Source organism: Candidatus Hodarchaeum mangrovi, from assembly GCF_975850365.1.
In genome coordinates, this window is the sequence record NZ_CDLCQJ010000074.1 from 41,848 (window position 1) to 67,189 (window position 25,342).

The 25,342-nt window shown below is 32.0% G+C and carries 17 protein-coding genes; 6 read left to right on the forward strand and 11 right to left on the reverse strand.

The genetic code is table 11. The features are described 5' to 3' along the window. Nucleotides 1-15: 15 nt before the first annotated feature. The 5 genes from ACWVCY_RS07375 to ACWVCY_RS07395 form a co-directional block, all read right to left on the reverse strand. Nucleotides 16-6,969 (reverse strand): DNA topoisomerase VI subunit B, encoded by a 6,954-nt coding sequence (locus tag ACWVCY_RS07375; RefSeq protein WP_455141625.1) that lies wholly within the window; start codon nt 6,967-6,969, stop codon nt 16-18. 17 nt (nt 6,970-6,986) lie between these two features. Further along, complete coding sequence (gyrA, locus tag ACWVCY_RS07380) at nt 6,987-9,485, reverse strand: DNA gyrase subunit A (protein ID WP_455141626.1); 2,499 nt, start codon at nt 9,483-9,485, stop codon at nt 6,987-6,989. A gap of 20 nt (nt 9,486-9,505) precedes the next feature. Then, nucleotides 9,506-11,518 (reverse strand): DNA gyrase/topoisomerase IV subunit B, encoded by a 2,013-nt coding sequence (locus ACWVCY_RS07385; protein WP_455141627.1) that lies wholly within the window; start codon nt 11,516-11,518, stop codon nt 9,506-9,508. Between the two features lie 252 nt (nt 11,519-11,770). Further along, a complete protein-coding gene (locus tag ACWVCY_RS07390) occupies nt 11,771-12,523 on the reverse strand; it encodes a metallophosphoesterase family protein (RefSeq protein ID WP_455141704.1) in 753 nt (250 codons plus the stop codon). Between the two features lie 15 nt (nt 12,524-12,538). Then, nucleotides 12,539-12,940 carry a hypothetical protein gene (locus ACWVCY_RS07395; protein WP_455141628.1) on the reverse strand — a complete coding sequence of 134 codons (402 nt, stop codon included), beginning with the start codon at nt 12,938-12,940 and terminating at the stop codon, nt 12,539-12,541. 401 nt (nt 12,941-13,341) lie between these two features. Between ACWVCY_RS07395 and ACWVCY_RS07400 the strand changes: the two genes are divergently transcribed. The 3 genes from ACWVCY_RS07400 to ACWVCY_RS07410 are packed head-to-tail and all read left to right on the forward strand — an operon-like array spanning nt 13,342 to nt 15,431. Beyond that, nucleotides 13,342-13,527: a ribbon-helix-helix domain-containing protein gene (locus tag ACWVCY_RS07400; protein ID WP_455141630.1), complete on the forward strand. Its 186-nt coding sequence runs from the start codon at nt 13,342-13,344 to the stop codon at nt 13,525-13,527. Between the two features lie 42 nt (nt 13,528-13,569). Then, nucleotides 13,570-14,718, forward strand: coding sequence for a hypothetical protein (locus ACWVCY_RS07405; protein WP_455141632.1), 1,149 nt, complete (start codon nt 13,570-13,572; stop codon nt 14,716-14,718). A 2-nt stretch (nt 14,719-14,720) separates the two neighbouring features. Continuing rightward, nucleotides 14,721-15,431, forward strand: a complete 711-nt coding sequence (locus tag ACWVCY_RS07410) for a hypothetical protein (RefSeq protein WP_455141634.1) — start codon at nt 14,721-14,723, stop codon at nt 15,429-15,431. Here ACWVCY_RS07410 and ACWVCY_RS07415 read toward each other — a convergent pair. Both ACWVCY_RS07415 and ACWVCY_RS07420 read right to left on the reverse strand, forming a co-directional pair. Further along, on the reverse strand, nt 15,428-16,066 hold the full coding sequence (locus ACWVCY_RS07415; RefSeq protein ID WP_455141636.1) for a methyltransferase: 639 nt from the start codon (nt 16,064-16,066) through the stop codon (nt 15,428-15,430). The genes ACWVCY_RS07410 and ACWVCY_RS07415 overlap by 4 nt on opposite strands. Nucleotides 16,067-16,142: 76 nt before the next feature. Then, on the reverse strand, nt 16,143-19,010 hold the full coding sequence (locus tag ACWVCY_RS07420) for a hypothetical protein (RefSeq protein WP_455141638.1): 2,868 nt from the start codon (nt 19,008-19,010) through the stop codon (nt 16,143-16,145). 936 nt (nt 19,011-19,946) lie between these two features. Here ACWVCY_RS07420 and ACWVCY_RS07425 point away from each other — a divergent pair. After that, nucleotides 19,947-20,348 carry a hypothetical protein gene (locus tag ACWVCY_RS07425; RefSeq protein ID WP_455141639.1) on the forward strand — a complete coding sequence of 134 codons (402 nt, stop codon included), beginning with the start codon at nt 19,947-19,949 and terminating at the stop codon, nt 20,346-20,348. Between the two features lie 17 nt (nt 20,349-20,365). Here ACWVCY_RS07425 and ACWVCY_RS07430 read toward each other — a convergent pair whose 3' ends face one another. Both ACWVCY_RS07430 and ACWVCY_RS07435 read right to left on the reverse strand, forming a co-directional pair. Further along, nucleotides 20,366-20,887 carry a GTP-binding protein gene (locus ACWVCY_RS07430; RefSeq protein ID WP_455141641.1) on the reverse strand — a complete coding sequence of 174 codons (522 nt, stop codon included), beginning with the start codon at nt 20,885-20,887 and terminating at the stop codon, nt 20,366-20,368. Nucleotides 20,888-20,905: 18 nt separating this feature from the next. Then, a complete protein-coding gene (locus ACWVCY_RS07435; RefSeq protein ID WP_455141642.1) occupies nt 20,906-21,910 on the reverse strand; it encodes a hypothetical protein in 1,005 nt (334 codons plus the stop codon). 232 nt (nt 21,911-22,142) lie between these two features. On the opposite strand from ACWVCY_RS07435, the gene ACWVCY_RS07440 reads away from it, so the two are divergent. Together ACWVCY_RS07440 and ACWVCY_RS07445 are read left to right on the forward strand one after the other, a co-directional pair. Next, the gene (locus ACWVCY_RS07440; RefSeq protein ID WP_455141644.1) at nt 22,143-22,580 is read left to right on the forward strand and encodes a PPC domain-containing DNA-binding protein; all 438 of its coding nucleotides are present in this window, start codon (nt 22,143-22,145) and stop codon (nt 22,578-22,580) included. A 16-nt stretch (nt 22,581-22,596) separates the two neighbouring features. After that, nucleotides 22,597-22,956 carry a RidA family protein gene (locus ACWVCY_RS07445; RefSeq protein WP_455141647.1) on the forward strand — a complete coding sequence of 120 codons (360 nt, stop codon included), beginning with the start codon at nt 22,597-22,599 and terminating at the stop codon, nt 22,954-22,956. Between the two features lie 8 nt (nt 22,957-22,964). On the opposite strand, the gene ACWVCY_RS07450 is transcribed toward ACWVCY_RS07445, so the two are convergent. Continuing rightward, nucleotides 22,965-24,797 (reverse strand): archaea-specific SMC-related protein, encoded by a 1,833-nt coding sequence (locus ACWVCY_RS07450; RefSeq protein WP_455141648.1) that lies wholly within the window; start codon nt 24,795-24,797, stop codon nt 22,965-22,967. After that, nucleotides 24,797-25,039 (reverse strand): hypothetical protein, encoded by a 243-nt coding sequence (locus ACWVCY_RS07455; RefSeq protein WP_455141650.1) that lies wholly within the window; start codon nt 25,037-25,039, stop codon nt 24,797-24,799. Before ACWVCY_RS07455 ends, ACWVCY_RS07450 begins: the two co-directional genes overlap by 1 nt. Between the last annotated feature and the right edge of the window lie 303 nt (nt 25,040-25,342).

Sequence of the window (25,342 nt, forward strand, 5' to 3'; positions counted from 1 at the left end):
CGCATCATAAATAATTTATTCATTTCTACTATCCATATAAGATTCTATACGACCCAACACTTCTTTTTTTCTTCTAAGACGTACACGTGATTTAATTTGTTTTATTTTATTAGCTGAAAGTCCATATACGGTTTTAAGATCTTCTTCAGGCCAATATAAAAAGTCGATTATTCTAGACACTCCTTTTTTGACCAATTCCTCAGCAACAGGTATCGGAAGATTTGCTAATCTAACAACTGGATTTTCTAAATCACGAAGACAAGCATTAATTAATTTTGAAGGAATTATATCCTCTGGAATAAAATTATTTCTTTTGAGATGAAAATATAAATCTTCAATATTATCGATGCCCATTTCTTTGAAAACTTCAATGTATTCTTCTGGAATTCGTACTAAATTCTCTATTGGTGTCCCTAAATTCTTCTTTCTTTTCATTGCTCCAAGATCAATTTTTCTTAAACGAGAAACTTCATACCGCTTAATTTCTAATAAATCTGCTAATTCATCCTTATTCCAAAATAGAAATTCGATAGTTGATGTAATCCCAGCATTGAATAGAAGGGGAATTTTTTGAGGAGAAGTTTCTTGAATATTAGGTAAAATTGCCACAGGTTTTTCAAGCACTCGTTTAATACTTTCAACTGAATTTAAAAGGGATTTTGGAACCTGTTCTAACTCAAGGCGAAAATAAAGATCAATTACATCATTAATTCCGAGCTTTTGAATCTGTTCCAGTTGATTTGAGGTGAAAGCACGTAAAGAAGATAATTTTACTCTGAATTCAGATTCGCTTTTTTTATGAGTAATTATACTAACGAGATTCAAACTATCTCTGGCTCTATTATATTCTTCTTCGCTAATATTCATTGGATTTTCAAGTTGAGAAAATTCAGTTTGTATAAATTGAAATACAGAGGTTATTCCATTAAAAGCTAGTGGAATAACATACTGAGAAGGTAGTAACGAATAGTAAGCTAGTGAGGAATTGAGTGCGTCTTTTAAATTAGCTAGTCGAGACTTTAGTTGATCAGATAATGCTAAATTTTCGATCTCAACAAAAACAAGATCCTCTAGTACTTTTATACCTAGTTTATTCAATTCCTCAAAATCAACATATCCAGATTCTATATATCGATCTAATGGTGTGGCATATTCCATTATATCACTACTAGATTGAATATCAAATCCCATTTTCAATTTCCTAATTTTTTCCTTATCCTGCCCCAATATTTTGGCTAAAGTATATGAAGGAAGGAAAAACCAATCGCTCATAGTGTTGATACCTTGATTGGAGAGTTTTCGTAACTCAGCTAGTGATAAACTTTCTGAAAGTCTATTAATTGGACTTTCGAGAAGAGAAAACAATTCTTTATGATTTTCAAGCTTAAATTCTTTACTATCATGTAAAAGGATTTCTTGAACCGATGTAATTCCTTGGTTTTCCAAGTTTTTAATATCAGATTCGGATAAAAGAGAAGATAGTGTTTCTAGAGGAATCATCTCTTCTTCTAAGCATTTTAATATTTCAGCCATTGATAAACTTGAGAGAAATGCTCTGATCTTTGGAAGAGAGGTTGAAAGTTTTTCAGCAAGTTCTTTAGGATCAGTTAAGAAAAATTGATTTACTCGCAATATTGAATGTTCCCGTAATAAAGGAAGCCATTCGCTTGGAAGTTTTGGGAAAAAACAAACTGGAATTTGTGTGAATTGATAGAGGATGGAAAAATCAATATCCTCTAGTTCATGTAAAAATTGATTTGGATTCGTTTCTAAAATCTCTTCTAATTTTTCATCTGTAGTAACATAAACATCTCGTAAAGTAAGGATTCGCTTCTGTTTTAACTTCTTAACCTCTTCTGAATCAGGAGCAAGAGTCAAAGATAAAGGTAAGGAGATTAAAATGAGTAACTTCTCCCAGCTCTCTTGGGGTACTTTTATTTTCCGATCTCCCTTCTTTGATATATATAAATCATCACTAGAATGATTCAAAAGTTCATAAAGGGTACTAATCTTTTCTTGTTTGAGTCTATCTTGATAGACAGTAGGCAAATCAATTTTCGAAAGAGGAATTCGTTTCAAAAGATTCAGAATTTCGTCTATGTTATAGGATTCTTGGATTACCTTAATCTTATCTGAGGGAATTTTAGTTTTCTTCTCTAATTCTTCTGGTGACGCCATAAGAAGATCTAAGATTGTTTCGATTTTATTGCCTCTTAACGTTCCAGATTCATCACCCAGAATTATCGGACTAATTTCTATAGGCATATCGAGCGTGGTTCTAATTTCTTGGATCTCCTCCCATTCAATATCACTTTGCTCAATAGATTTGGGGGTAGCTACATAATAAAGATCACCTAAACTTTCGATACCAATCCGTGCAAGCTTTTTAATCATTCTTTTGTTAATTAATGAGATTTTTGTAAGGGGAATCATCTTTTCTTCCTTCAATGATTCGATGTTTGAATAATTCAAGCTTTCTTTCATCTCTTTAACTCGATTGGTCTCCAATTCTAATGAATTGATAAGCTTCTCATCTGTTGTTGTCAAAAAGTCATAAAGTGTAAAAATTCCTTCATCGGCCAAGTTTTTTAGATTTTCATGAGAAAGACCTTCCAGGATCGATATAGAAGTATCAGTTGACTCTTTAATCTTAATAAGGTTTATTCTCTGTCTTAAATTTGCAACATTCTCTGGAGGAGTTTCTAAAACCTCTGAGAGTTCTTCTTCTGAGGTTATTAATAAACGAAGAAGGGTGTCTATTTTCTTTTTTATTAATATCCTAATATATTTATCAGCAATAATACCACTTATGAATGAGACTGGAAGGTCTAATGCTTTGATCGCCTTCTCAACGTATCCCCAATCAAGATCATCATCTTCATCTATCATATCCTCAGAAGCACTGAAATAAAGATCTTCTACCGTTTCTATTCCATAACCAATTAATGTTGTGATTGTTTTACGATTATAGCCAGCAATGATTTCAAGAGGCATGCCTTGTTCTTTAATAGCAATTGCCTGTTTAAGTTCTTTTACTTTCTCTAATGAAATTTTCAGAATTGATTTTAGCTCCTCCTCATTCCAATATATTAGCTTTATAATTTGATCGATTCCATTTTCTGCAAGTCTTTCCAAGCCATCATGGGATATACGAACACTTGATTTAGCTCCACTACTGCTCTGAAGCTGAAGCATTGCCACAGGTGTCTCTAGAATTCGTTGATAACGCTCAACTTTTTTCCATTTCACTCCCATAACTCCAAAAACTTCACGTCTGGCACAAAAATATAGATCTTCAACTGTTTCAAATCCTTTAGAGATTAAAATTTTAATTTCATTGTCATCAAAAACTCCTAGGCTTATGAGTGGCATACCATTTGAGAAGGAAACAAATTCCTTTAACAATTCATCAATAAAAGTCTGATCCCTACCAACAATTTCAGCTAAATCTTTTCTAGACCATGATAAAAGATCAATAAAAGTATAAATTCCGTTAGAATAGAATGAACTAATCCATTTAGATTTAATTTGAGAAATTAAAGATATTGGGGTTCTAAAGATTTTATATAACCTGTCTTTCTCTTCTATAGTTAACCCAGTAGAAGGCTGATCACTATAAGGTAATGAATAATAAATTTCTTGAAGCGATAGATTTTCATCAGTTAATTGCTGCAATTTAAACTTCTGTAGAATTGTTGATATGGCAGAAACAGGGATTGCTTTAACATTAACACTTTCTCTAATTCTTTCTAAGGTTAATGTATTCTTAATTTTGTTAATATGCTTATAAGGAATACCAGTTTTATAATGTAATTCAGAATCATGCCATATTAAGAAATCTAATATTCTAGAGATTCCAACATGATGAAAAATGAAGTAAAAACGGTTTGGGATAGATAGAAAACAAATTGGAAGATTCAGAGCATTTAAAATATTTTGGATTTTTTCATTTAACCTTACAGGTTTAATTTTCTCATCATTAACAACAGATTGTAGTTCCTCAAGACAATAAATATTATTCTTTTCAAGCTCAGAGAGTTCTTCCGATGATAAAAAAGGTATTGGAGATCCATAAACTCGTTTAATACTTTCTAGTACTAGAGGGTTAAGATTCTTAAATTTTAAGAGCTTTTTAGAAGGATATTTAATAAAATCAAAGACTGTTTGAATTCCAATTAATCTTAGAGCATTCTCAAGCTGTGGATCCAACCAATAAGCATTCTTAGTTGGAAAGAATTCTGCACTTTGTTCGATTTCGACCAATAGTTCATCCTGTTTCTGAGATACAAGTTTATCCACTAAACCTCTCACAATTAATAAGTCTTTTTCGTTTGCTAAAAGAAAATCAATGAGTCCTTTAACCTGGATCCTTTCTAAATCGGATTTCATAGAGATTTGAATATTAGTATACTTAAGTAAGAGTTCTTCAGTGTTTAATTCCTGAATGCTATCAGCTATCAACCTTTTAGATTGAAAAATTAGATTTTCTGCTAATTCTTGAATTTCTGCAAGTTTTTCAGAAGGAGTTTGTAAAAATTCACTAATTTTGGAAATATTCCTCCCTCTAAGGCGGGGAGTAACACGATAATCCATCCATTCAAACGTTGCTGCTCCTATTACCTTGTTTTCATCAATATAACCCTGTTCGATTCCTTCCCGAATATTTTGTTTAATCCCTTCAAGAAGTTGAATTGAGAGGTTTGGCACATTACTTAGTTTTTCAGGAAATGTCATTAGATATTCGAAAATATTTGTAATTTTAAAAGATCTCAGTCCTTTATCAATATCTGGAGTAATCCAAGAAATTTTATTCAGATCAATGGAATCAACGGGAAAATCAACCAAAATAAGCGTTATTGCTTTTAATTTTAACTCATATATTAATTTCTCCTGGAAGAATTCTACCAAACGAAGTTGGGAAATGGGAGTAACAAAAAAATCTAATGTTGAGACAATCCATCGTTTATTTAAAGCACGATGAATCCTAGGAGCTTCCTTATATTTTCCATAATCATTTTCGATGATTTTACTAAAAACTTCAAAATCTCGCATTGCAGGAGCTAGTTTAGATCGTTCTTCACTGGTAACTGTCCTTCTCTTTATAGTTAAAATTTCATTTTCACTAAAACCAGTTATCTTGCTTAATTCAGCACTTGAAGCCTTTAAAAATTGATATATTGTCTGAATATTATTTTCTACAAGCATGGCATAAGTTTCAGGAAGTAACCATTCACCTATATTGGAAATAAATGGGCTAGGAGGATATGACCTACGAATATGACGAGGAACAGCTGACGCAAGAGCTTTTTCAAGCTTACAAGTTTCTTCAGAGGAATTGAGTAAAAAAGGAGTGGGTGTTCCCTCTAAAATATGAGCGAGGTTGATAATAACTTTAGGAGCTGCACTTTCAAATCGTGATTGCCTTTGTTTCTCTCTTCTCTCTCTTTCCGCCCGTCCAAGATGGTGACTTAACTCTCTTGCGAGTTTCTTTAGAACACGCATAATTTCCTCTCTAAGCTCATCTACATCTGCAATATACTCCTTACTTGTTTCAGGAAAAGGTATTTTAGAAGAAACAACAGAAACTACAATCGCTATTGGTGATTTTGATATATTGATCTTATAATTCTTCCAGTTCATCTTCTGAACACATTTCGTTATAATATCATTACCAGCCCCAAATAATAAAGGGATTCGATTCGCAAATCGATAAATTCGTGGATTCCCTGATTTTGAAGATTCGTCTTTTGACAGAATGGTTCCACCATAAGCAAGTGCAGATTCAATTATAAATGGGTGACCAGAATAGGCGGAAACGTCTCCTGTAGCTGAACGGACGAACTGAGGAGACAGTTCTTTCTCAATACCCTTTGATAGGAGTTCTGAACCTAGTGGTGATAAGGAATCTCCACTTGGTCTCCTAAATGGAAAATAATTTTGTTTTCTTCGCCTTTTAGGATCTGAATCAGGTATAACAAATCCTTCATGGACAATTCGTCTGATATCACTTGTAGAAAGTTCATTAGGAGAAAGATCATGAGATACCTTAATGAAGTCTAAAAATTCTTTTGCAGTTTTTTCGCCAATCCCTTGAAAATGATCCTGAAGAAAATCGACCATAGTTGAACTAGTAGTTACCGCGAGCTCCCGTTTAAATTGAGTGATGTCAGTACCCCAAGGATGAACCTTAGCGAGCTGTGGATATGGAGGCATTTCTTCAACAACTCTTTCAAGAATTTCAGGGGTATCTGAATCAGGATATGTTATATAGAAACTAGCATAAGGTGTAATCAGAGATAGTTGAGAGAAATATTCACGAATCCACCGAGAAGCTAAATTCCATGACCCAGTGAATGTAACTGTTACCTCTGTTCCTGAACCAATGATCGCTTCCGTAGTAGTCTGAGGGATTTCTCGTTTATTTATAATAATTGGTTCATTTTCAGCAAGATTAATCATCAACTCGTGATAACTTGTAAAATCTTCATTTAAATGCTTCGATTTAATAATTAGAGGTAGATCAACTGAAGACATGGCATTTAAAAGAACCATTTTAGCACCCAAACCAAATCGCCCACGAGATTGGCGAGAACCATAATTACTGCCAGTCAAGACTCTACCAAAAAGAGGAGGGATAAATTCGCTTTCAATACCACTCCCATTATCTCGTACGCTTAATCTTAGAAAATCTATTTTCTCTGATGACTCAAAAGTTTTTATATTCAGAAGCTTAGCGATTTCTTCCTTCATTAATCGTTGAATCACAATATGGAGTTCAGGTAAATGACCAACACGTTCAGCTGCATCTAAACCATTTTCCACAAGCTCACGAACACTTGTAAAGACAACTCGCATTGTGTTATCAAAGCCTGCGATTGCCTTATTATCTTGGAAAAAATCAGCTGCTGACCTTTTAACTACTTTCTCTCTTGTAACAGGCTCTTCTTTAGCCTTAGCAGCCTTACCCATGATATTACCACCTAATTTTATTCAGAAATCTCTTCATTTGATAAAATCGCGACCGAGGAAATTGTTATTCCTTCATCAAGTTTCATTAAAGTGACACCCGAAGTTGCACGACCTATGACTCTAATTCCAGTAATTGGAATCTGTATAAGCTTTCCATCACTTGCCACCATTAGTACATCATCAGTATCAGCAACAGCTTTTACTGCAATTACATTACCATTTCTGCGTGTAGTTCGAATATTTATAACACCCTTTCCATTTCTTCGAGTATGTCGATACTTATCAAATTCGGATTTCTTTCCATATCCATTTTCACATACGGTCAATAACGTTTTATTCTCATCTACAATTGCCAAATCTACTACAGTATCATTTGCCTTTGTATTTAATTGAATTCCACGTACACCAATACTACTACGTCCAACTGCGCGTACTTCATTTTCTGAAAAGCGAATTGCCTTTCCATTAGAAGTTGCCAGAATGATATCTTTTTTACCATCAGTTATTTTTACACCAACAATTTTATCACTATCTTTTAGCTGAATCGCAATAATTCCCGTTGATCGAATATTAGCATAATCACTCAACGGAGTTTTTTTAATCATTCCATATTGAGTTGCTAGTATTAGGTATCGTTCTTCTTCAAAATCAGAAATTGGAATCATGGCCTCAATCTCGTCCTCAGGATCTAATTTAAGGAGATTTACTATATTTACTCCTTTCGTGACTCTTTGTTTTGATCGGGGGATTTCATACCCTTTAACACGATAGACTTTTCCTTTTTCTGTAAAGAAAAGTACCGTATCATGTGTAGAAGAGATGATCATCTCTTTAAGGAAATCATCCTTTCCAATTTCCATGGATTTAATACCTTTACCGCCCCTTTGTTGGACATTGTATGCCTCTGCTGAAATAGATTTAATATACAAATTATTTGTTAAGGTAATGACGATATCCTCTTTTGATATAAAATCTTCTTCTGCTTTACCACTCCAATCTTCAAATCCTTGAGAACTGTCATCTACGATTTCAGTTCGACGTTTATCACCAAATTTTTTCTTAATTTCCTCTAATTCATCAACCATTATCTCAAATTGACGCCTTTCTTTAGCTAGAATATCTTTGTAATCATCAATACTGTGTAATATTTTGTTATATTCTTCAATAATTTTTTGACGGTCAAACCTTGTTAAACTTCTTAAGGGAAGTGAGAGAATATCTTTCACTTGAATTTCACTGAATGAAAATTGATCCATTAACAAAATTTGGGCATCTGCTGCCGTTTCTGATTTTCTTATTATCGCAATCACTTCATCCAAGTTTTCAACAACGATTCGCCGACCTTCTAAAATATGCCTACGTTCCTCAGCTTTTCTCAGTTCATATTGGGTTCTTTTAAGTATTATTTCATGTCGATGTTTAATAAAATGGCTAATTAATTGTTTTAAATTAAGCAATTTTGGTCTTAAACGAATCTCATCGCCAACAGGTACATCGATCAAAACCATATTTCTTATCGTGTAAGAATTTTGCATCGGGGTATATTTGAAGAGTCGATTAAGAACAATATCTAAATTTGCTGATTTTTTCAAGTTGATGATAATTCTTGTACCCCTAATAATGTTAGATTCGTTTTTAACACTCCCAATCTCAGGAAGTTTACCTGATTCTTTCATATTTTCAATAATATCAACAAGACCTTTATGTTCGATTGTATCCTGTCTTTTTACTAAATAGGGAACCTCTGTAACGATAATCCGGGTTATATTCTTTTTTTCCTCAACTTCATATTTTGCTCTTAAAATTAAACTCCCACTTCCCCTATGATAAGCCCTTTTTATCCCTGAAGTTCCAAAAATAACTCCTCCCATTGGAAAATCTGGCCCAGGAATTATTTTGATTAATTCGTCAACTGTTATCTCTGGATTTCTTATCGTGGCAATAACCCCATCTAAGATCTCAGAAAGATTATGGGGTGGCATTGAGGTAGCCATACCAACAGCAATTCCCATTACTCCATTAATTAATAAATTAGGAATTCGAGTAGGAAGAATAACGGGTTCTTTATCTAATCCATCGAAATTATCAACGAATGTAACAGTTTCCTTGTCAATATCATGAAGCATTTCATCTGTTATCCGATGCATTCTCGCTTCTGTATATCTTTGAGCAGCTGGAGGTTGACCATCCATGCTACCAAAATTTCCTTGACCCTGAATCAACGGATAGCGTAGTGTAAAATCCTGTGCCATGCGTACTAAAGCATCATAGACTGCTGTTTCTCCATGAGGATGATATTTTGCATTTGTTTCTCCTATAGTTCGAGCACATTTTCTTAATGGCTTATTATGAGTTAATCCTAGATTATACATAGCCCATAAAATTCGCCTATGAACTGGTTTGAGTCCATCACGAACATGAGGAAGAGCTCGACTTGTGATAACAGACATAGAGTATTCTAAGTAACTCTTTGACATAGTTTTTTCAATGGGAGTTGAAATTATATTACTACTCATAGTTAACCATCTTATAGAGACTAAATATCTAAATTCATAACCTCTAAGGCGTGTGTTTGGATGAATTTCCTCCTAGGCTTCACTTCTTCACCCATTAAGGTGACAAACATCTTTTCGGCCTCAATAATATTTTCCCGACTAAGTTGTAGAAGGGTTCGATTTGCTGGATCCATAACCGTTTCTCTGAGTTGAATTGGATTCATTTCACCCAATCCCTTGAATCTACTTATTTCCACATTTCCTCCCCATTCTCTTATCGTTTCATCTTTTTCTTTTTCTGATAAAACATAAACCTCTTTATTCCCTTTTTTAATTCGATAAAGAGGAGGTTGAGCTATATACAAATATCCTTCATCAATTAGTTCGGGCATATAACGGAAGAAGAATGTTAAAAGTAAACAGACTATATGGTGTCCATCTATATCAGCATCCATTAATAGAATTATTTTATGATAACGAACCTTATCCAAAATGAAGTTTTCACGATATCCACCACCAATAGCTCGAATTATTTCCAGTATTTCTTTATTTCTCATCGCTTTTTCAAGTCTAGCTTTCTCTACATTTATGACTTTTCCCCGTAAAGGAAGGATCGCTTGAAATTCGCTAAATCGACCTTCAATCGCACTACCACCTGCAGAATCACCCTCTACTAAAAATAATTCCCTTTGTTCAGGTTGGGAAGCAGTGCAATCTACTAATTTTCCCGTTCCCTTTGACTGAGTCTTTTTTACTGCATCTCTAATCTGTCGGAATTTCATTCGGATTGTAGCGGTGGTTTCGAACTTCTCCATCATAGCTTTTGCGCTTATAGGATGCTCTTCAAGGAATTTCAAAATATTTTCATATGTACAACTCTCTACTATCCCCCGAACCTCACTATTTCCTAATTTGCTTTTTGTTTGTCCTTCAAATTGAGGATTCATTACTTTTACCGAAACTACTGCAACCAGTCCCTCTCTTGCGTCATTACCGGTAAAAACTGACCTTTTTTCTCTCAAACCTTTTCTAAGATGAGAATTCTTGATTAATTGATCGTTTTTTAAGGCATAGGCATTAATTGCTCTTGTCAATCCAGATTTAAACCCTGACAGATGTGTTCCACCGTGTCTAGTATTGATATTGTTGGTAAAAGTATGAATCAAATCACGTTCTGATCGATCATACGCTAAAGAAACCTCCACCTGTGTTGTATCTATTGTTTCATCAAAATATGGGATATCTTCGTGAACCACATTTGAAACAAGCTGCTCGACATACGCACGAATACCACCTTCAAAATGATATCTCCATTCATTTGAGCTAGGATTATCTTCTGAATAATCTGATCTGTTTTGTTCTTTTTCTTCATCTAAATTTACTAGAATATCTGGAAAACCATTTTTTTTCCGATTATCAATTAAAATGATTGTTAAACCCTTATTTAAAAAAGCTAATTCACGAAGACGGCTTTTTATTGTTTCTAAGCTAAAACTTCCAGTTTCAAAGATTTCTGGGTCAGGAATAAATGTTATTTGAGTCCCCGTTTTATATTCCCAGTCTTCTTTAACTTCAATCAATCCATGTGAGATTGTTTCCCCACGAACATACTCTTGCATTAGAATTTTATTGTTTCTCTTAACCTTTACCTGCATCCAACTCGATAAGGCATTTACAACTGCAATACCGACTCCATGTAGTCCACCACTTACTTTATACGAAGAATGATCAAATTTTCCTCCCGAATGTAATCTTGTTGTAACCAATTCCAAGGATGACATATTATAATGAGGATGAGGATCTGTAGGTATACCACGACCATTATCACGAATTGAAACAGACTCTTGACCGTGTTCAGTCTGACCTAAGGTTACTCTAATCTCATCGCAGACTCCAGCCATTGCTTCATCAATACTATTATCTACTATTTCCCATACTAAATGATGTAATCCCCCAACATCAATGCTACCAATGTACATTGCTGGTCGACGGCGTACAGCCTCTAATCCCTCCAATACTTGTATCGATTCTGCACCATATTCTCCAGAAGACAAAATTAAACACCAAGAAACACTATAATACCAAGTTGAATAATCTCTTGTTCCTTTTACTGCTTTGAAGGTTAAAAAATTACTCTAACATAATTAAATTATTTGTCACATTGCTTTTAAATCTTTTCCAAAGAATGAGCCTATTTTTTTGAGAATTTAATTTCCAATTTTTGGCTCCTTCTTTCATTAAGGGACAATTTTTATCTTAAATTAAACATTATTAAGAAAAAATTTGATGATAGTAAAATTGAAAGTTCAAACTCCTGATATTAACCTTTGACATAAATAATCATCTAGTTCCTCACGAAAAATTGCATCACAGGTTTTTTTGACATCATATTTTAATCGAATAATTTTTGCTTCAATTCCTGATTTAGAAAATTCAACGACACCATAGCTTGCTCTAGCATCACCATCTCGTGGTTGACCAACGCTTCCGGGATTAATCACGACTTTACCCCGTGTCTTATAAACAAACGCTTGGTGGGTATGTCCCAAAATAACAATTTCCCATTTCTTAATCCAAGAGAGTATTTTTGATTTTTGCTCGGGTTCTGGCTCTTTTCTCCAAAATGGAAAGAGAAAATAGCCCCAATTCTCATCAGGTGTTCCGTGAGAAACCATAATTAGACGATTATTGAATTTTACTTCCATTTGCGGTTTCAAGGACTTAAGATATTCGTACTGAGTACAATTATCACTTTCAAGTAATTTATTCCGGGTCCACTTTAGAGATTTCACGGCAATTTCATTAAACCAATTTATTTTCTTCGAGAATTCTTTTGAAGTAGTAACTTCATCATGATTGCCCTGAATCACATATTTACAATTTTTTCTTACCAAATCAATGCATTCAATTGGATGAGGATAATATCCAACTATATCCCCTGCACATATTATTTGTTCAATATTTTTTTCCTTAATATCCTTTAAAACGGATGTTAAAGCTTCTAAATTTCCATGAATATCTGAAATTATTGCAACAATCAGTTCTCTCTGCTCCAGGATAGAACATAGGTTTGATCAAATCGATTTCTGCCTTAATGCAGATGTAAGCTCTTCTTTTTGTGATTCTAGTAATCTAATTCGTTCATTTTTATCTTCAATTTGGTTTTTCAGCTTAATCATATCATCTTTACTTAATTCCAATTCACGTTGGAGAGAAACAATTCTATTTTCACTTGATTCTAACTTTTTTGCAAAATCATCCTTAAGTGCTATTACTTCAGCTTCAAGTTTAGTTGATCTATCTTCTAATTCTTTATTTTTAGTTCTCAACGCATTAGTAGACTGTTTTAAGTCAGAAACTTCATTCAGGAGTCGATCAACCTTTTGAGGAACTTGTTTTGTGATTTCCATTGATTCTAGAAGACTATTTTTAATTTCTGTTAGTTCTTTTGTATTTTCCTTGAACGAGTTTGTCATTTAAAGCACCATAGCTTAAGATTAATTCCTAAGTTTAAAGCATTTTGTTTACAGTTAAGTGTTTTATCAAATTGAATAATTTTCATCAATGAAAAAATTGTTAGATTACATTTTTAGTAGAAAAAACCTAAAGAAAGCACTATTTTCATACACCTATCGTGTTTGTATGTTAAAAAAATTGAAAAACGATCCAGAAGTAAACAAATTTACTAAAAATATCATATCTTCACCAGTTTTTTAATGCTAAAGGATTTTAAACTGATGAATGGTGAACCATTTCCTTAAGACAAATCAGTGTAAGACAATAAAATAAGGTTATAAATCTCAGGTTTCTAAAAATAAGTTGAATTTAAAGGGATTTTTAGATTTAATTTTAAATTGATCAGATAGGAGTTGTTTGAGTGAAACTTATATCATTTAAAGCCCCAAATACATATTTACAGGGATTGGATGAATTAGTAAGAAGTGGAGTATATAGTTCTAGGTCAGAAGCGATCAGAATTGCTATACGAGACCTATTAAAACGAGAATTAGATTGGACAACGGGAGGGCCTCCTACTTCATTGGTTGAGATTGATGAGTCATAAGTTTTAGACATATAATTGACTTGGAATATTGGTGATTGCATCATGGAAGTAATAACAGAAGAGAGTAGACCAAAGACAGATATAGAACTAAGCCATAAGAAATCTGGGGGAAATACAATTAGAAGATTAAAATTTACACTAACCTCCATTCGTGCAAATCTAAAATTTGTAGCCAGAGCTATTCTTAGAGAACTCAAATATTTTCTTCCATTACAGGACTTATTCATTCTTATTTTAATGGTAATTGGTATAATTCTGATTATTGCAATGTTTTTGCTATTGTTAATACCATTAATAATATTATTATTGTCTGAATCTGAAGCAGTTAAATTTCAGACTGAAGCTTGGAGATTTATGACAGATCCAACGGTTTTAAGATGGGCTGCAGGAATTATAGGAATAGCTACTTTCGTTATAAGATTGATGATAAAATCACCAATAATGAGATTTAAGGACAAAGTAAATACGAAAAAAGATGTCACATACGTTTTCGGAAGCTCCCGTTCTGCTGAACAATTTCTTTTTGAAATGGTTAATCAGTATGGTTATGAAGATAAAGTTGCTTTAATCGCAGATGCTGATCTCCTTTGGATTAGAAAATTAAGATCGCAAATGGATATTTATATTGAACAAAATCTAAAAGAATTTGAAAAACCTAATTTATATGAAACCATTGGATTTGCAAATGCACGTCGTGTAATGATTCTTTCTGATAGTATCGAGTTGAATCAAAACATATTAACACATGTTAGAAATGTTCGTCCTGATATTGAAATAATTTTACTTTCTCAATATGCGCCTATTTTTGTTTTTAGTGATCTGGTAAAGGATAATAACTTAATTGTTATTGAAGATTTAGATATGACAATTCAGGGATTAGTTTATTCTTTAAGTTTGGACATTGGTTTTCCACCAACGGTTGAAATAGATGTCCCACGTACTCATTTGGGAGCTACAGGCATACAAATGACCTCTGATCTTGTTAAACAAAAAGTTCTCTTAATCAAAAGAAAGAATCAGATTCTTCCTCCAGATGAAATATTAAAACCAGGAGATCGAATAATTATATATTTTTACTCAAATTATTACATGAAAACTACAAACAGAATAGTAACTGAACTTCCATATAAATTCGAAAAAAGTGAATCAGAAATAATACAGGAAGATGCGAGAGGTCTATTGGAGGTTTAAAAATGAGCTTTTTGAAACGTAGACGAATTCGTAAATTTGCTGAAAAAGCGGTTGAAAGACGAAGTACAATATTTGTTTTTGGAAGTAATATATTTGCAGAAGCCTTCATTGATCATTTAATAACTATAGGTGCTCATGAAAAAGTTTCTTTGATATCTGATAAAAAACTTGCTTGGGTTGAGGAAGTAGAAAAAACAATTAATGTATTAATAGAAGAAAGGAGAGAAGAATACTCAAAAAGAAACTTATATGAAAATATTGGTTTTCAAAGCGCAGAAAAAGTAATAATTCTACATGAAGAACCTATTATAATCCAGAATATTATGTCATTTATTTCCGATGAGGACCTTAAAGTGGTTCTAATTGAACAATTCGCTCCCCCTTTTGTCCATTACTTAGCAGCACAAAAACAGGGTCACATAGTTATAGTGGATAACCTATTCCAAATAGTTCGAGAATTATATAATCAGATGAATCTTCCATTAGCCAAACCACAAGTAATTTCCATTCCTATTAGTGGAAAATTAAAAGAATTAAATTTAGCGAATTTAGAAATTCTAGGAATAAAAGTGGTCAATATCTTACGAGAAAATTCAAAGGAGCGTATTTTTCCTTTGGATGATCCAATTCAAGAAAATGATCGATTACTATTATATTTAGAAGAACCAGTTTATTCAATGAAGAATTTAGTTGAATTCCTTTCAACTTATTAGAAATTTCCCTTTTTCTTTTTCACTTGATAACACAATAATTTTTCATCAGGTAATTGTCTTTCTGAAATAATTTGTAGTGAAAAGTCATCTATGAATAAATCAATCAATAAATCGTTCTTATTCCTACTTGATGTTATAAAAAAGCTATAATTAAATTGAATTCTTCGTAGCTCTTCTAAAAATTGTACGATAATTCGGATACCATCTGAGCCTCCAGACCATGTTCGATATAATTCTGGATTTACAACCTGTTGTTCCGTTTTACTAGTAATGACATATGGTGGATTAAAGAATATTATATAGGGTTTAAAAGTTGAAAAATTTAGACAATCAAAGAAATTCGTGCATAGTAATGAATATTTACCATCCAAAAGATATCTTTTCATATTTAAAGAGCTTAGAAAAATAGCTGTTTGGGAGATATCAATTCCAATAAAATGAAAATGAGGGAATTTTATGCTCAAAGCTATTGAAATATATCCTGTACCAACTCCTAATTCACACACTAATGAAGATAATTTTGAGGGACTAATACATTTTTGACAAAAATCTATTAAAGTATCTGAGAGGAACCAAGTATCCTCTCCTGGAGGATAAACATTCTGTCTTTCTTTCACCTTGATTGGGATGTTCATAACCCTTAACATTCGTTTTATACTTATAATATTATGGAAGGACTATTAAAGGTAATTTTTTTCTTTATTAAAACTTTTAATTCATGATTAATCGTTTTTCAATCTGAATAAGTATATCTTCAAATGATTCTTTGACCCGATTTGAATACAATCCTGCTGAATACTGCAATAAATTAACGAAGAATGAATTAGAATTTAAGAGTGAATTCCATGACAAAAAAATTAATACCTGTTTTAAATTCCATTCTTTGTTTTTCCAAACCTTTTGAAACTCTTTATAATCACAACCAAAGCTTGGGATAATAATAGATACCCGAAAAACCTCTTCTTCATCAATTTTCTCAGAATCAACATAGATTTCATCTATTAAAAGATTTTTAATTGCTTTGACTGCGTTTTCATTCTTCAAAAATCCAAGTTCCAAGGTAGGTGTCACAATTCCATTTAAACGGACTATTCTAATATCAGGAGCCATTTGTAAGTAATTATTTGCAATTGAATTTCCAATTCCATTAAAAAGTGAATCCACTAGATTTTTCGCATAAATATCTAGAACCTGTGCATAACTTGAATAAATATCAAGATTAGGATTTTCAGTCATATTATCAAGCGCGTTTTTCAGCAGTGGGAAATTTTTACGACCAACGAGGGAAGAAGATAAATCTTTTGTTAAATTAGAGGGTAAATTTCTATTTTTTGAGTAAAAATAGTAATTACCGATTTTATCCCAAGTTAATAGTTGTTCTTTAGCCATTATTGAATAAATTTTTTCATTTAATCGTTTAATAGTCTTACTAGAATCGGGTAAGAATTCTTTTCCCTTTTTTAAAAGATTTTTTCTATTTATATTCAAAAAGGAACATGCTTGGGTATATTGGTTGGTTATATCTTTTTGAAGATTCAATATCTGTTTTTCTACTGATCCCTCTAGCTGTTTATACTTTTTCTCAATGTTTTTCTCTAGATCCTGTATCAATTTATTAAACTCATCTCTCCCTTTTCTAAGAAATCCATGATTTACGGTAACATCATTCAACTTCTTTTCATCAATCTTACCATCAAGATAATCCTTGGCGAAATCTTGAATTTTCTTCATTTCATCTATAATTTTGTCTATTATTTTTTGATAATCTTGTATACCATCATCCATACAAGATCTAATGTCTTTAGCTGGACCAATCGATAATTGCAATAATTTTGAATCATTAGAGGGAAAAGAATAACCTTTAGCTATATCAGAAGGATTTTTCATTAGAAAATCTTCGATTTTAGCTATTTTCTTATTAAAGGCTTCCTCAAAATCTTTTATTCTTTTAAAGATCAACTGTTGTTCTTTGGGTAGATATTCTATATTTACAGAAATTATTGCTGCTAAAAATGTTTGAATATCAAATGAGTTAATATTATCGATCTTAGAAGGAAAATCAACCGTAAAATCAAGCTTTGATTTGATAGAATCAAGATATGAATAAACTGAAAAAATAAAATACATCTGATGAATCATAATACTAAAGTCATTAAATCTCTCGATTGTCCAATTTATTAGATTATTTGGGTTGTCTTTGTCTAATGCGATGTTATATAAAATCATGTTGACTCCTAAAGCGAGGTTTGAAAATAAGGCACGATAAAAGGGAAGAACATCACTAGCTTGATTGACATTAAAAGAAATGGGTTGAATTTTAGTTAATTTATACCTTGTCATATGTTTTTCAAGAGTTATAAAGTGGCTAGGTGGAATCTGATCCCGAAAAGATGGCAAAATATCAGTTATATCAACCAAGCTTATTTCAGATGCCAATTTGAAAACTACCTGTAAATATTTCCACGCTGTTCCTGTTAATCCAGTAGAAAAATGTTCACAAAAATTTCGAAGAAAAGGGATTAACATTTTTTCTTCGTGGGGATGCTTTGGTAATATGGCAGAACCAATACGTGTCAAAGTTCCTGCAAGATCATATTGTTCATTAATTTTTGTTGTTAATGCTTCGATCCTATTCTGAAAATCGCTTAAACGTGGATCAGTTAGAAGTAATAAAGGAACTTCACGTAAAAATTTATGAAACACCTCAGTTTCAATTCTAGATGTGAGATTTTGCTTTGTTACTTCGTGAAGTGCATAATCTTCTAAAATGTTATTTAGATCATTTGTTTCAAAATCAGAGATTATTTGAGTCAAAAATTCGTCAACTTTTAATTTTTTTATTTCATCATTTAAGAAGTTAAGAATATCCTTCTTTATTGTCTTTAATTTAGGTAACATGACTAAGGAATGAGGGTTTTCACTTGCAAGAAATTCTAATAGATCTTCCGCTAGCTCAGCGATTAAATCTCCCGATTCCTTTTTTATACTCTCAGAAACTTCCTTAAATTTTCCTTTCTCCTCTGCAATCTTCACTAATGTTGTAGAATATTCATAATCATGTATAGACTCATCTACCGTTTGTTTCAAGGCAGAAGAAAACAGCTTTTCATTTAAAGGAAGTGAATGGTTTTTCCTGGTCTTTTTTATACTCTCAAAGAAAATATCGATGACATCACTAATGCTAAAAGATGTAAATTCTCGTTCAGCACGATCATATAGATCAGTTTTCATTACTTCTTCTGCAAATGTTATCACAAGTTCTTCATAGAAATCTAGAAGAGCAGGAGCTACAGTAATATTTTGGGCAGAGATAAGAAGAAATTGGCCAATTAATTCCTTATCTCCACTTTTAGTAGTAAATCGGCCAGTTTTATTACTATGGCTCCCACCAACAAATCTCCTAGTATCTCCACCAACTTCACCTCCTAACATTTGCTGGACTGCTGTTAATCCTCCTGTATAGACTTGTTCATCCAAATCAGAACGCAAACCAGGTCTTCCTAGGCTAACCAAACTTAATCCAGCAACGGAGGCTAAACTTACCCATACAACTGGATTGAAATCTACATCACTTGGCATTCGTTCCTACACCATTTGCTATTCATAATGAATGATTATGATTTTGTCGGATTTAGTATTTAATATGTTAAAAATAATTTGAAAAAGCAGTGCATTAGAAAGAGAATGTCTCGAAGTTGTTGAAAATGAAAGTATAAAGTTTATTTAAAAGGACACCCGAACAAATGGTGAATAAGATGTATTAGATAAATTGAAAATCTAACATTCTATTTGAATATATTTCGGTTCAATATCTTATTCAATTGTTTAATGGAAATTATAATCCGTAAAAAGGTCGTTTATTTACATAAAATAACTTCTGAATGAGATAATTATAAATTATTTTGATAAATTTTAGAACGCGAAAAAAGCTCATATTAACAGCTACTTTGTTTTAATCCTTCTCTCAATTCTTTGGTTTCAACAATTAATACTAATAGTATTTTTACTAACTCTATTGACTATATACATAAATTTAAGTGAGTATTTAATTATAAAATCCCGACATTATCCAAAAACTGAAATAGATAATAGCCAAGAATTCAACGAATCCCAGAAATGGGATGAATATGTTGCAAAAACAGCTATGAGACGGACTAGAGGTGTATGAATCACCAGAAAAGAACATTATTACTGCAATAAAGATAATTTTTAATTTCGTTTTGGTATCAATAAAACCCTACATTTTCACGAATCCATTATTTAGGTGTAGAACTTAAAGAAAACGAAAAATCTTTATCCAATCATGTAAAAAAACTTGATTAAAAAGAACCTAGATCTAGGTTGGGGTACATTATCACCAATATGTATTTCAATAATCAATTATGAATTAATAAAAAAGGTATCCTTCACCTAAAAAAATACCTATATAATGGAAGGTTGAATAAACCATTCAAAGATAGTTTTAATACCAATTAGATTAAAAGATTTAATGTTTCAAAAAGTAGTGTAAACATTATGTTTCGTAAGAGAATTAAAGATATGTTGGAAATGATGGGAATTTCTGAGAATGTTGATGAAGAAATTTTAGATTCATTACAGCGTCAACTCTTCCAATTCTTAGAGTTTGATGACTCTTTAGCAGGTGGTATTACCTTTAAAACAGGTTCATTGGTCACAACTATACATGCACAAAATTATCAAGAAGTTCGAGATGAAATTTCTGAAGCTCTACAAAGAGGTGAGCCTTTAAGACGATTAAATCTAAAATTATCCTTAAGTAGTCTTTGTTTGTATCTAACGGAGGAAAAAATGTGTCAAGTGACAAATGAATCATGTCCTTTTCAAAAAAATTCAACCTGGTTTCAATGTGAGATTGTTCAAGATTCGTGTAAACCAACTAATGAGGAATGGAAATAAATCATCTTTAATGTAGCTTATATTTTATCAATAGTTTTGATAATGCTTTGTAAAATAAGTTGAATTCCTTTATTCTCTTTTACTGATATTGGATATATTTGAAAATTATTCTTTGAAATAAATGATATTAGTTGCTTTGGAATCTCTTTCTTTTCCTTTTCAAACTTATTTCCTATAATAAATATTCTCTCTGGAGGAAGATTATCTTTTACAATTTCGAATAACTGTTTAATTCTTTCCTGAGATTCTTCATTCTTATAATCAAAAATTAATAATACAATTGTAGCTGATTTTAAAATTGATGATAATAACTCTAAATATATCGAATTACCTGAAACATCACAGAATTGGAGATAATATTTCTTTTCATTTTGGGTAAAATCTAGATTTTCATAACGTAAACCACTTGTAGGGGAATAATCGTCTTCACTGAATGGTAGCTCAAACATTCGTCGTATTAATGATGTTTTACCCGTTTCCCGATCTCCCAAGAAAACTATTTTATAATAGGCAGCTTTTTTTACTTTTTGAGTACTCATTCAAACACCTATAAGCTTCTAGAGTACAATATTCTCAAAAATTATATCATATTTACTCATCGATGTCTTTTCTTGCCATAAATCAAAAAGTATAGTTCTCCTACTCTCCTCTAATTCATTTTCAACATTCTCTGATTCACTAACTACAATTCCTTTGTATTTTTTTAAAATCTGTTTTGTTACCCATGAAAACCCTTGAGTTACAAGAAAAATCTTAGAAACACCATAAAAGTTATCTGGATCTTGATTTAATAATGGCCCAACTATTTTTTCTATATCTATGGAATCAATTACTCCTGGTATACAGAACACCCAAATTCTCATGCCTTGAGAATCATATGCGATTAAATCAAAAGGCCCTGCTTCAACTATTTTTTGTGCTGGTTGAATAAAGATAAGTCCTGGAATATTATTTGCAAAAACAGAAAAACGTAAGGCCAAAGCTGATGCAGAATTATCTCCTCCTAAGAGATTAGAATGTAGAACTTCAATAAACTTTGGAGCAATGGTAGCTAGTGTTATAAGAATGGTTTCACTATCCCCTGATAGGTTATTGATTATATTTTCACTTACTCCAAACTCTCGTGCAAAATTACTGATCACTTGTGGAGTCAAGCCCGAAATACGTGACATTTCAGTGATAAGAGATCTATTAAACGCACTAATTGATTTAGTTTCATAAAGGAGTGATAACGATTCTGTGGCTCGAGGTTGTTCTTTTATGGGAAGAAGAGAAGCCCTAAATTTTCCACTTTTGCTTAATTTTGTATTATCCATTAGGAATTTAGCTTGTTCGAGTGCTACTTCATCGAGAGGTTTTCTTATTAATTGAGCTCCACAATCGATACATGAATGGAAGTTTATCTCATTGCTTATAGAAAAGTGTCTTACTACTCCGACTTCACAGAAAAATGCTGATCGACACGTAGGACAGAAGAACGCAATAAAATTATCAGTAATATCCCTACTTGGTCCTCCTTCAAGAACACAAGGACGACAATTACTATCACAATGTATTTTCAATGAAAAAACCTCTCATTCTCTTAAATAAACCTTGGGATACTACTCCTTTTTAAGGATATTTTTCTTTTTAGAATTATTCTGGTTTTATAAAAATATCTGAATATTTAACTGAATGGACACTAAAAAATATTTTATTGATATTTAGTTTATCTTGTTGAAAACAATAATTTAAATACAGTATTTTTAATAGACGACAAAGTTCAGTTTTCTAATTTTAGTCATGGTGAGAAAAATGGAATATATTGAACAAAATCTTCAAAAAATTTATTTAATACGTTTAATAAAAGGAGAAGATATTTTCAATTCAATTGAAACCTTTTGCAAACATGTATCTACAATTGAATCAGGTTTAATCCAAGGAATTGGAGCGGTATCCGAAATCCATATTGGATATTATAATGGTATGGAATATCAAAGAATAAACCTTATAGAAAATTTTGAAATATTATCTTTAACTGGTAATGTCGTTACTAACAATATAGTTCATATTCATGGCATATTTGGAAGATCTGATGGTTCAACTCTTGGTGGGCATATTTTTCCTGGATGTATAGTCTCCTTTACCTGTGAAATTCTAATATTTGAACTAAATCCTCCAGTTATCAGAAAAATGGACAAAGAAATAAGATTAAATTTACTTGACCTACCAAATAAAATAACATCTAATTAAATGGAAAAGGATTATTATGAAGAAAAGTATTGAATTTGGAAAAGTAGTTGGGCCATATAGTCCAGCTATTATTTCTTCGGGTAAAAATCTGATTTTTATATCAGGACAGCTAGCTTCTGATCTTCAAGCAGATATTAGAACTCAAACAAATCAAATAATGGGAAAAATAAAAGACATTTTAGCAAAAGTTGAAGTAAACATGGAAAATATTGTTAAAACTACTATTTTCTTGACTGACATGAGTGATTTTACTAGGGTAAATGAAGAGTATGCTAAATACTTTTCAGAAAACCCTCCAGCTCGTGCTACTGTACAGGTCGCCGGTTTACCTTTAAACGCTAAAATTGAAATAGAAGCAATCGCAATTATAAATTAGTTATAAATTTAAGCTAAGTATTCCACTTGAAGCTGTCCACTTCCCTCTTCAATGCTTTGAGCTAAAGTTACAATAATATACGGGACTTCACGTTGTGTGAGATAATCTAAAATCATTTCAAATCGCGTAGGATCATAATCAAGAGTAACCTTATCTAAAACGAATAAAGGATAATCTTCAATGTATTCCTCACGCCCAGCAAGCATAACAATTAAGGAAATGGTGATTCGCTCTGAATCACTTAATGATTGGATAGGTTGGTCAATAGTAACTCCACTTCGTTTTCGTTTAACAATAAGATTGAATTGAGGATCGATACGAATACTTTCAAAATCACGATAACTCATTAATTGATAAACTTTCTTGATTTGAGTGTTGAAGTTTTCAATTACTCCTAATTTTACCGCATTTTCACGATCTTGTAAATAGGGAAGAAAAACACTGTAAAATTCGTGTTCTGTTTGAATCATCTCTATTTGGCTCATACGTTCAGTTTTTTCTTTTATTTGCTTATCAATCTGTTCAATCTTTCCTTCTATTCTCTGAATTTTTGCATCTAATTGAGTGATTAGTTTAATAGAATCAGCTCGTTCTTGATCAATTGATTTTTCAAGTATTTTAAGTTCAACTTCTGTCTGTTTCAACTCTTTTTCTAGTGATTCTATCTCATTTGTTTTGTCAGAGATTTCCCGCTGTAATCTCCTGAGTTCTTGCTTTGACTTATTTATCTTAATTTCATTATCATTCTTAATCTTATGAATTAATCCTTCAGTATCCTCTTTTCGTCTTTCAAGGTCATCTATTTCAAATTCAATTTCTCGTAATCTTTTACTCAAATGTGAATCATCGACTAATAATTTATCCTCACGAGCCTTAGCATGTTTTTCTGTATAAGGTCGACCACAAATAGTACATTTAGATAAATCTTTCATCGTGTAACGTAAATTAATCCAATTTCGGACCTCTTTTATTGATTTTTCGACTTCATTCTTTTCATTTTTTACCTCTTGTAAAAATTTTCGATTTTCCTTAATTCGATCAACGATCTGTGCTATTTCTTGATCAACTTGTGGATGTTCTTGCATAAAATTCTTGATTTCTTCTTCTAACGCCTTGATTTGGTTTTCTGACTCAATAATTCGATCTTTATCTAATTTTATTGTATCATTAGCTTGTTCTATCCTATTATGGAGAGAGAGAACTGTTTTTGACAATTTATGATATCGAGATTCAATCTCAGAGTATGATTGGATCTCTTCTAAATTTATTTCAGGTAGAGTTTCTCGTTCAATACGCGATTCATCCAAATCATTATTCAACTTAACCTGTTCTATTTTCAAACTCTCGATATCACTTTCATACATTAAATAAATGCGAAGGTCCTTTTTTAGATTTGATAAACGATTTTGAACGTTTGAAATGAGAAATGAATAATATTTTACATCAGAATATTGAGTAATTAAACTTTCCAACCTCTTTCCGCTTGTGATAGCATTTATTAATTCATTTTGGGGAGTTGCAAGAGTGAATAGATTAACTTTAGAACCTTCAGGATGAAAAGCAGCTCCTTCAACTATAAGTCTGTTTCCTTTTACTGTTAAAGTCCTTTTACAACCTATTTTTCCATTTTCCTGTATCTCAACTTCACCTGATGATTTAAATAAATTTATATAGTGTCTTCGTTGTTCTATATCTGATTTAGACATGTTAAGAAGTTCAATACCCTTAACAAATGAAGATTTACCTGTTGCATTAGGAGCTTTTATCAAATTTTTTCCTTTTTTAAAAGTTAGGGCTATTTCATCAATTCCACCAATATTATAGAGCTTAACATGAAGCATTATTTCTCAGCTCCTCTTTTCCATTGATGTGCATATTTTTGAAGCATTATTGTAAGAGGATCAGATTCTTTAATTGAGGAGGAAGGAATAGTTCCTAACTCCTTGAGATACCCTATTATTGCAGATTCAGCTGAACTGAAAATCTCTTTCTCTCGAGTTGCTCTATTTTTTCCTGCAATTCCCTCTGGAGCGATTCCTTCTCGGTCTTCAGTATCTGGTGCCCTTCTTTTTCTTGGAGCCATGAAGCAATCTCCTTTATTCTATCATCAACTGTAACTTGTTCAATTCTTAGCGGTTCTGATATATATACTTCAATGTTTCCTTGCTCTATTTCCATCTCTGCTAAAACTAATGCAATCCCCTTTCCACAATTTTTAACAAGATAGACGCTTTCGAGTTTTCCTATAAACAATTCTGGGTATTGTTTTAAATAACGGTTAAATTTCCGTTTTACATTTGTTGAACGCGGATATACCATAAGCATTACTATGGTCAGAACCACCTATAAATCGATTAGTGAATAAACATATTTAATAGATAATGAC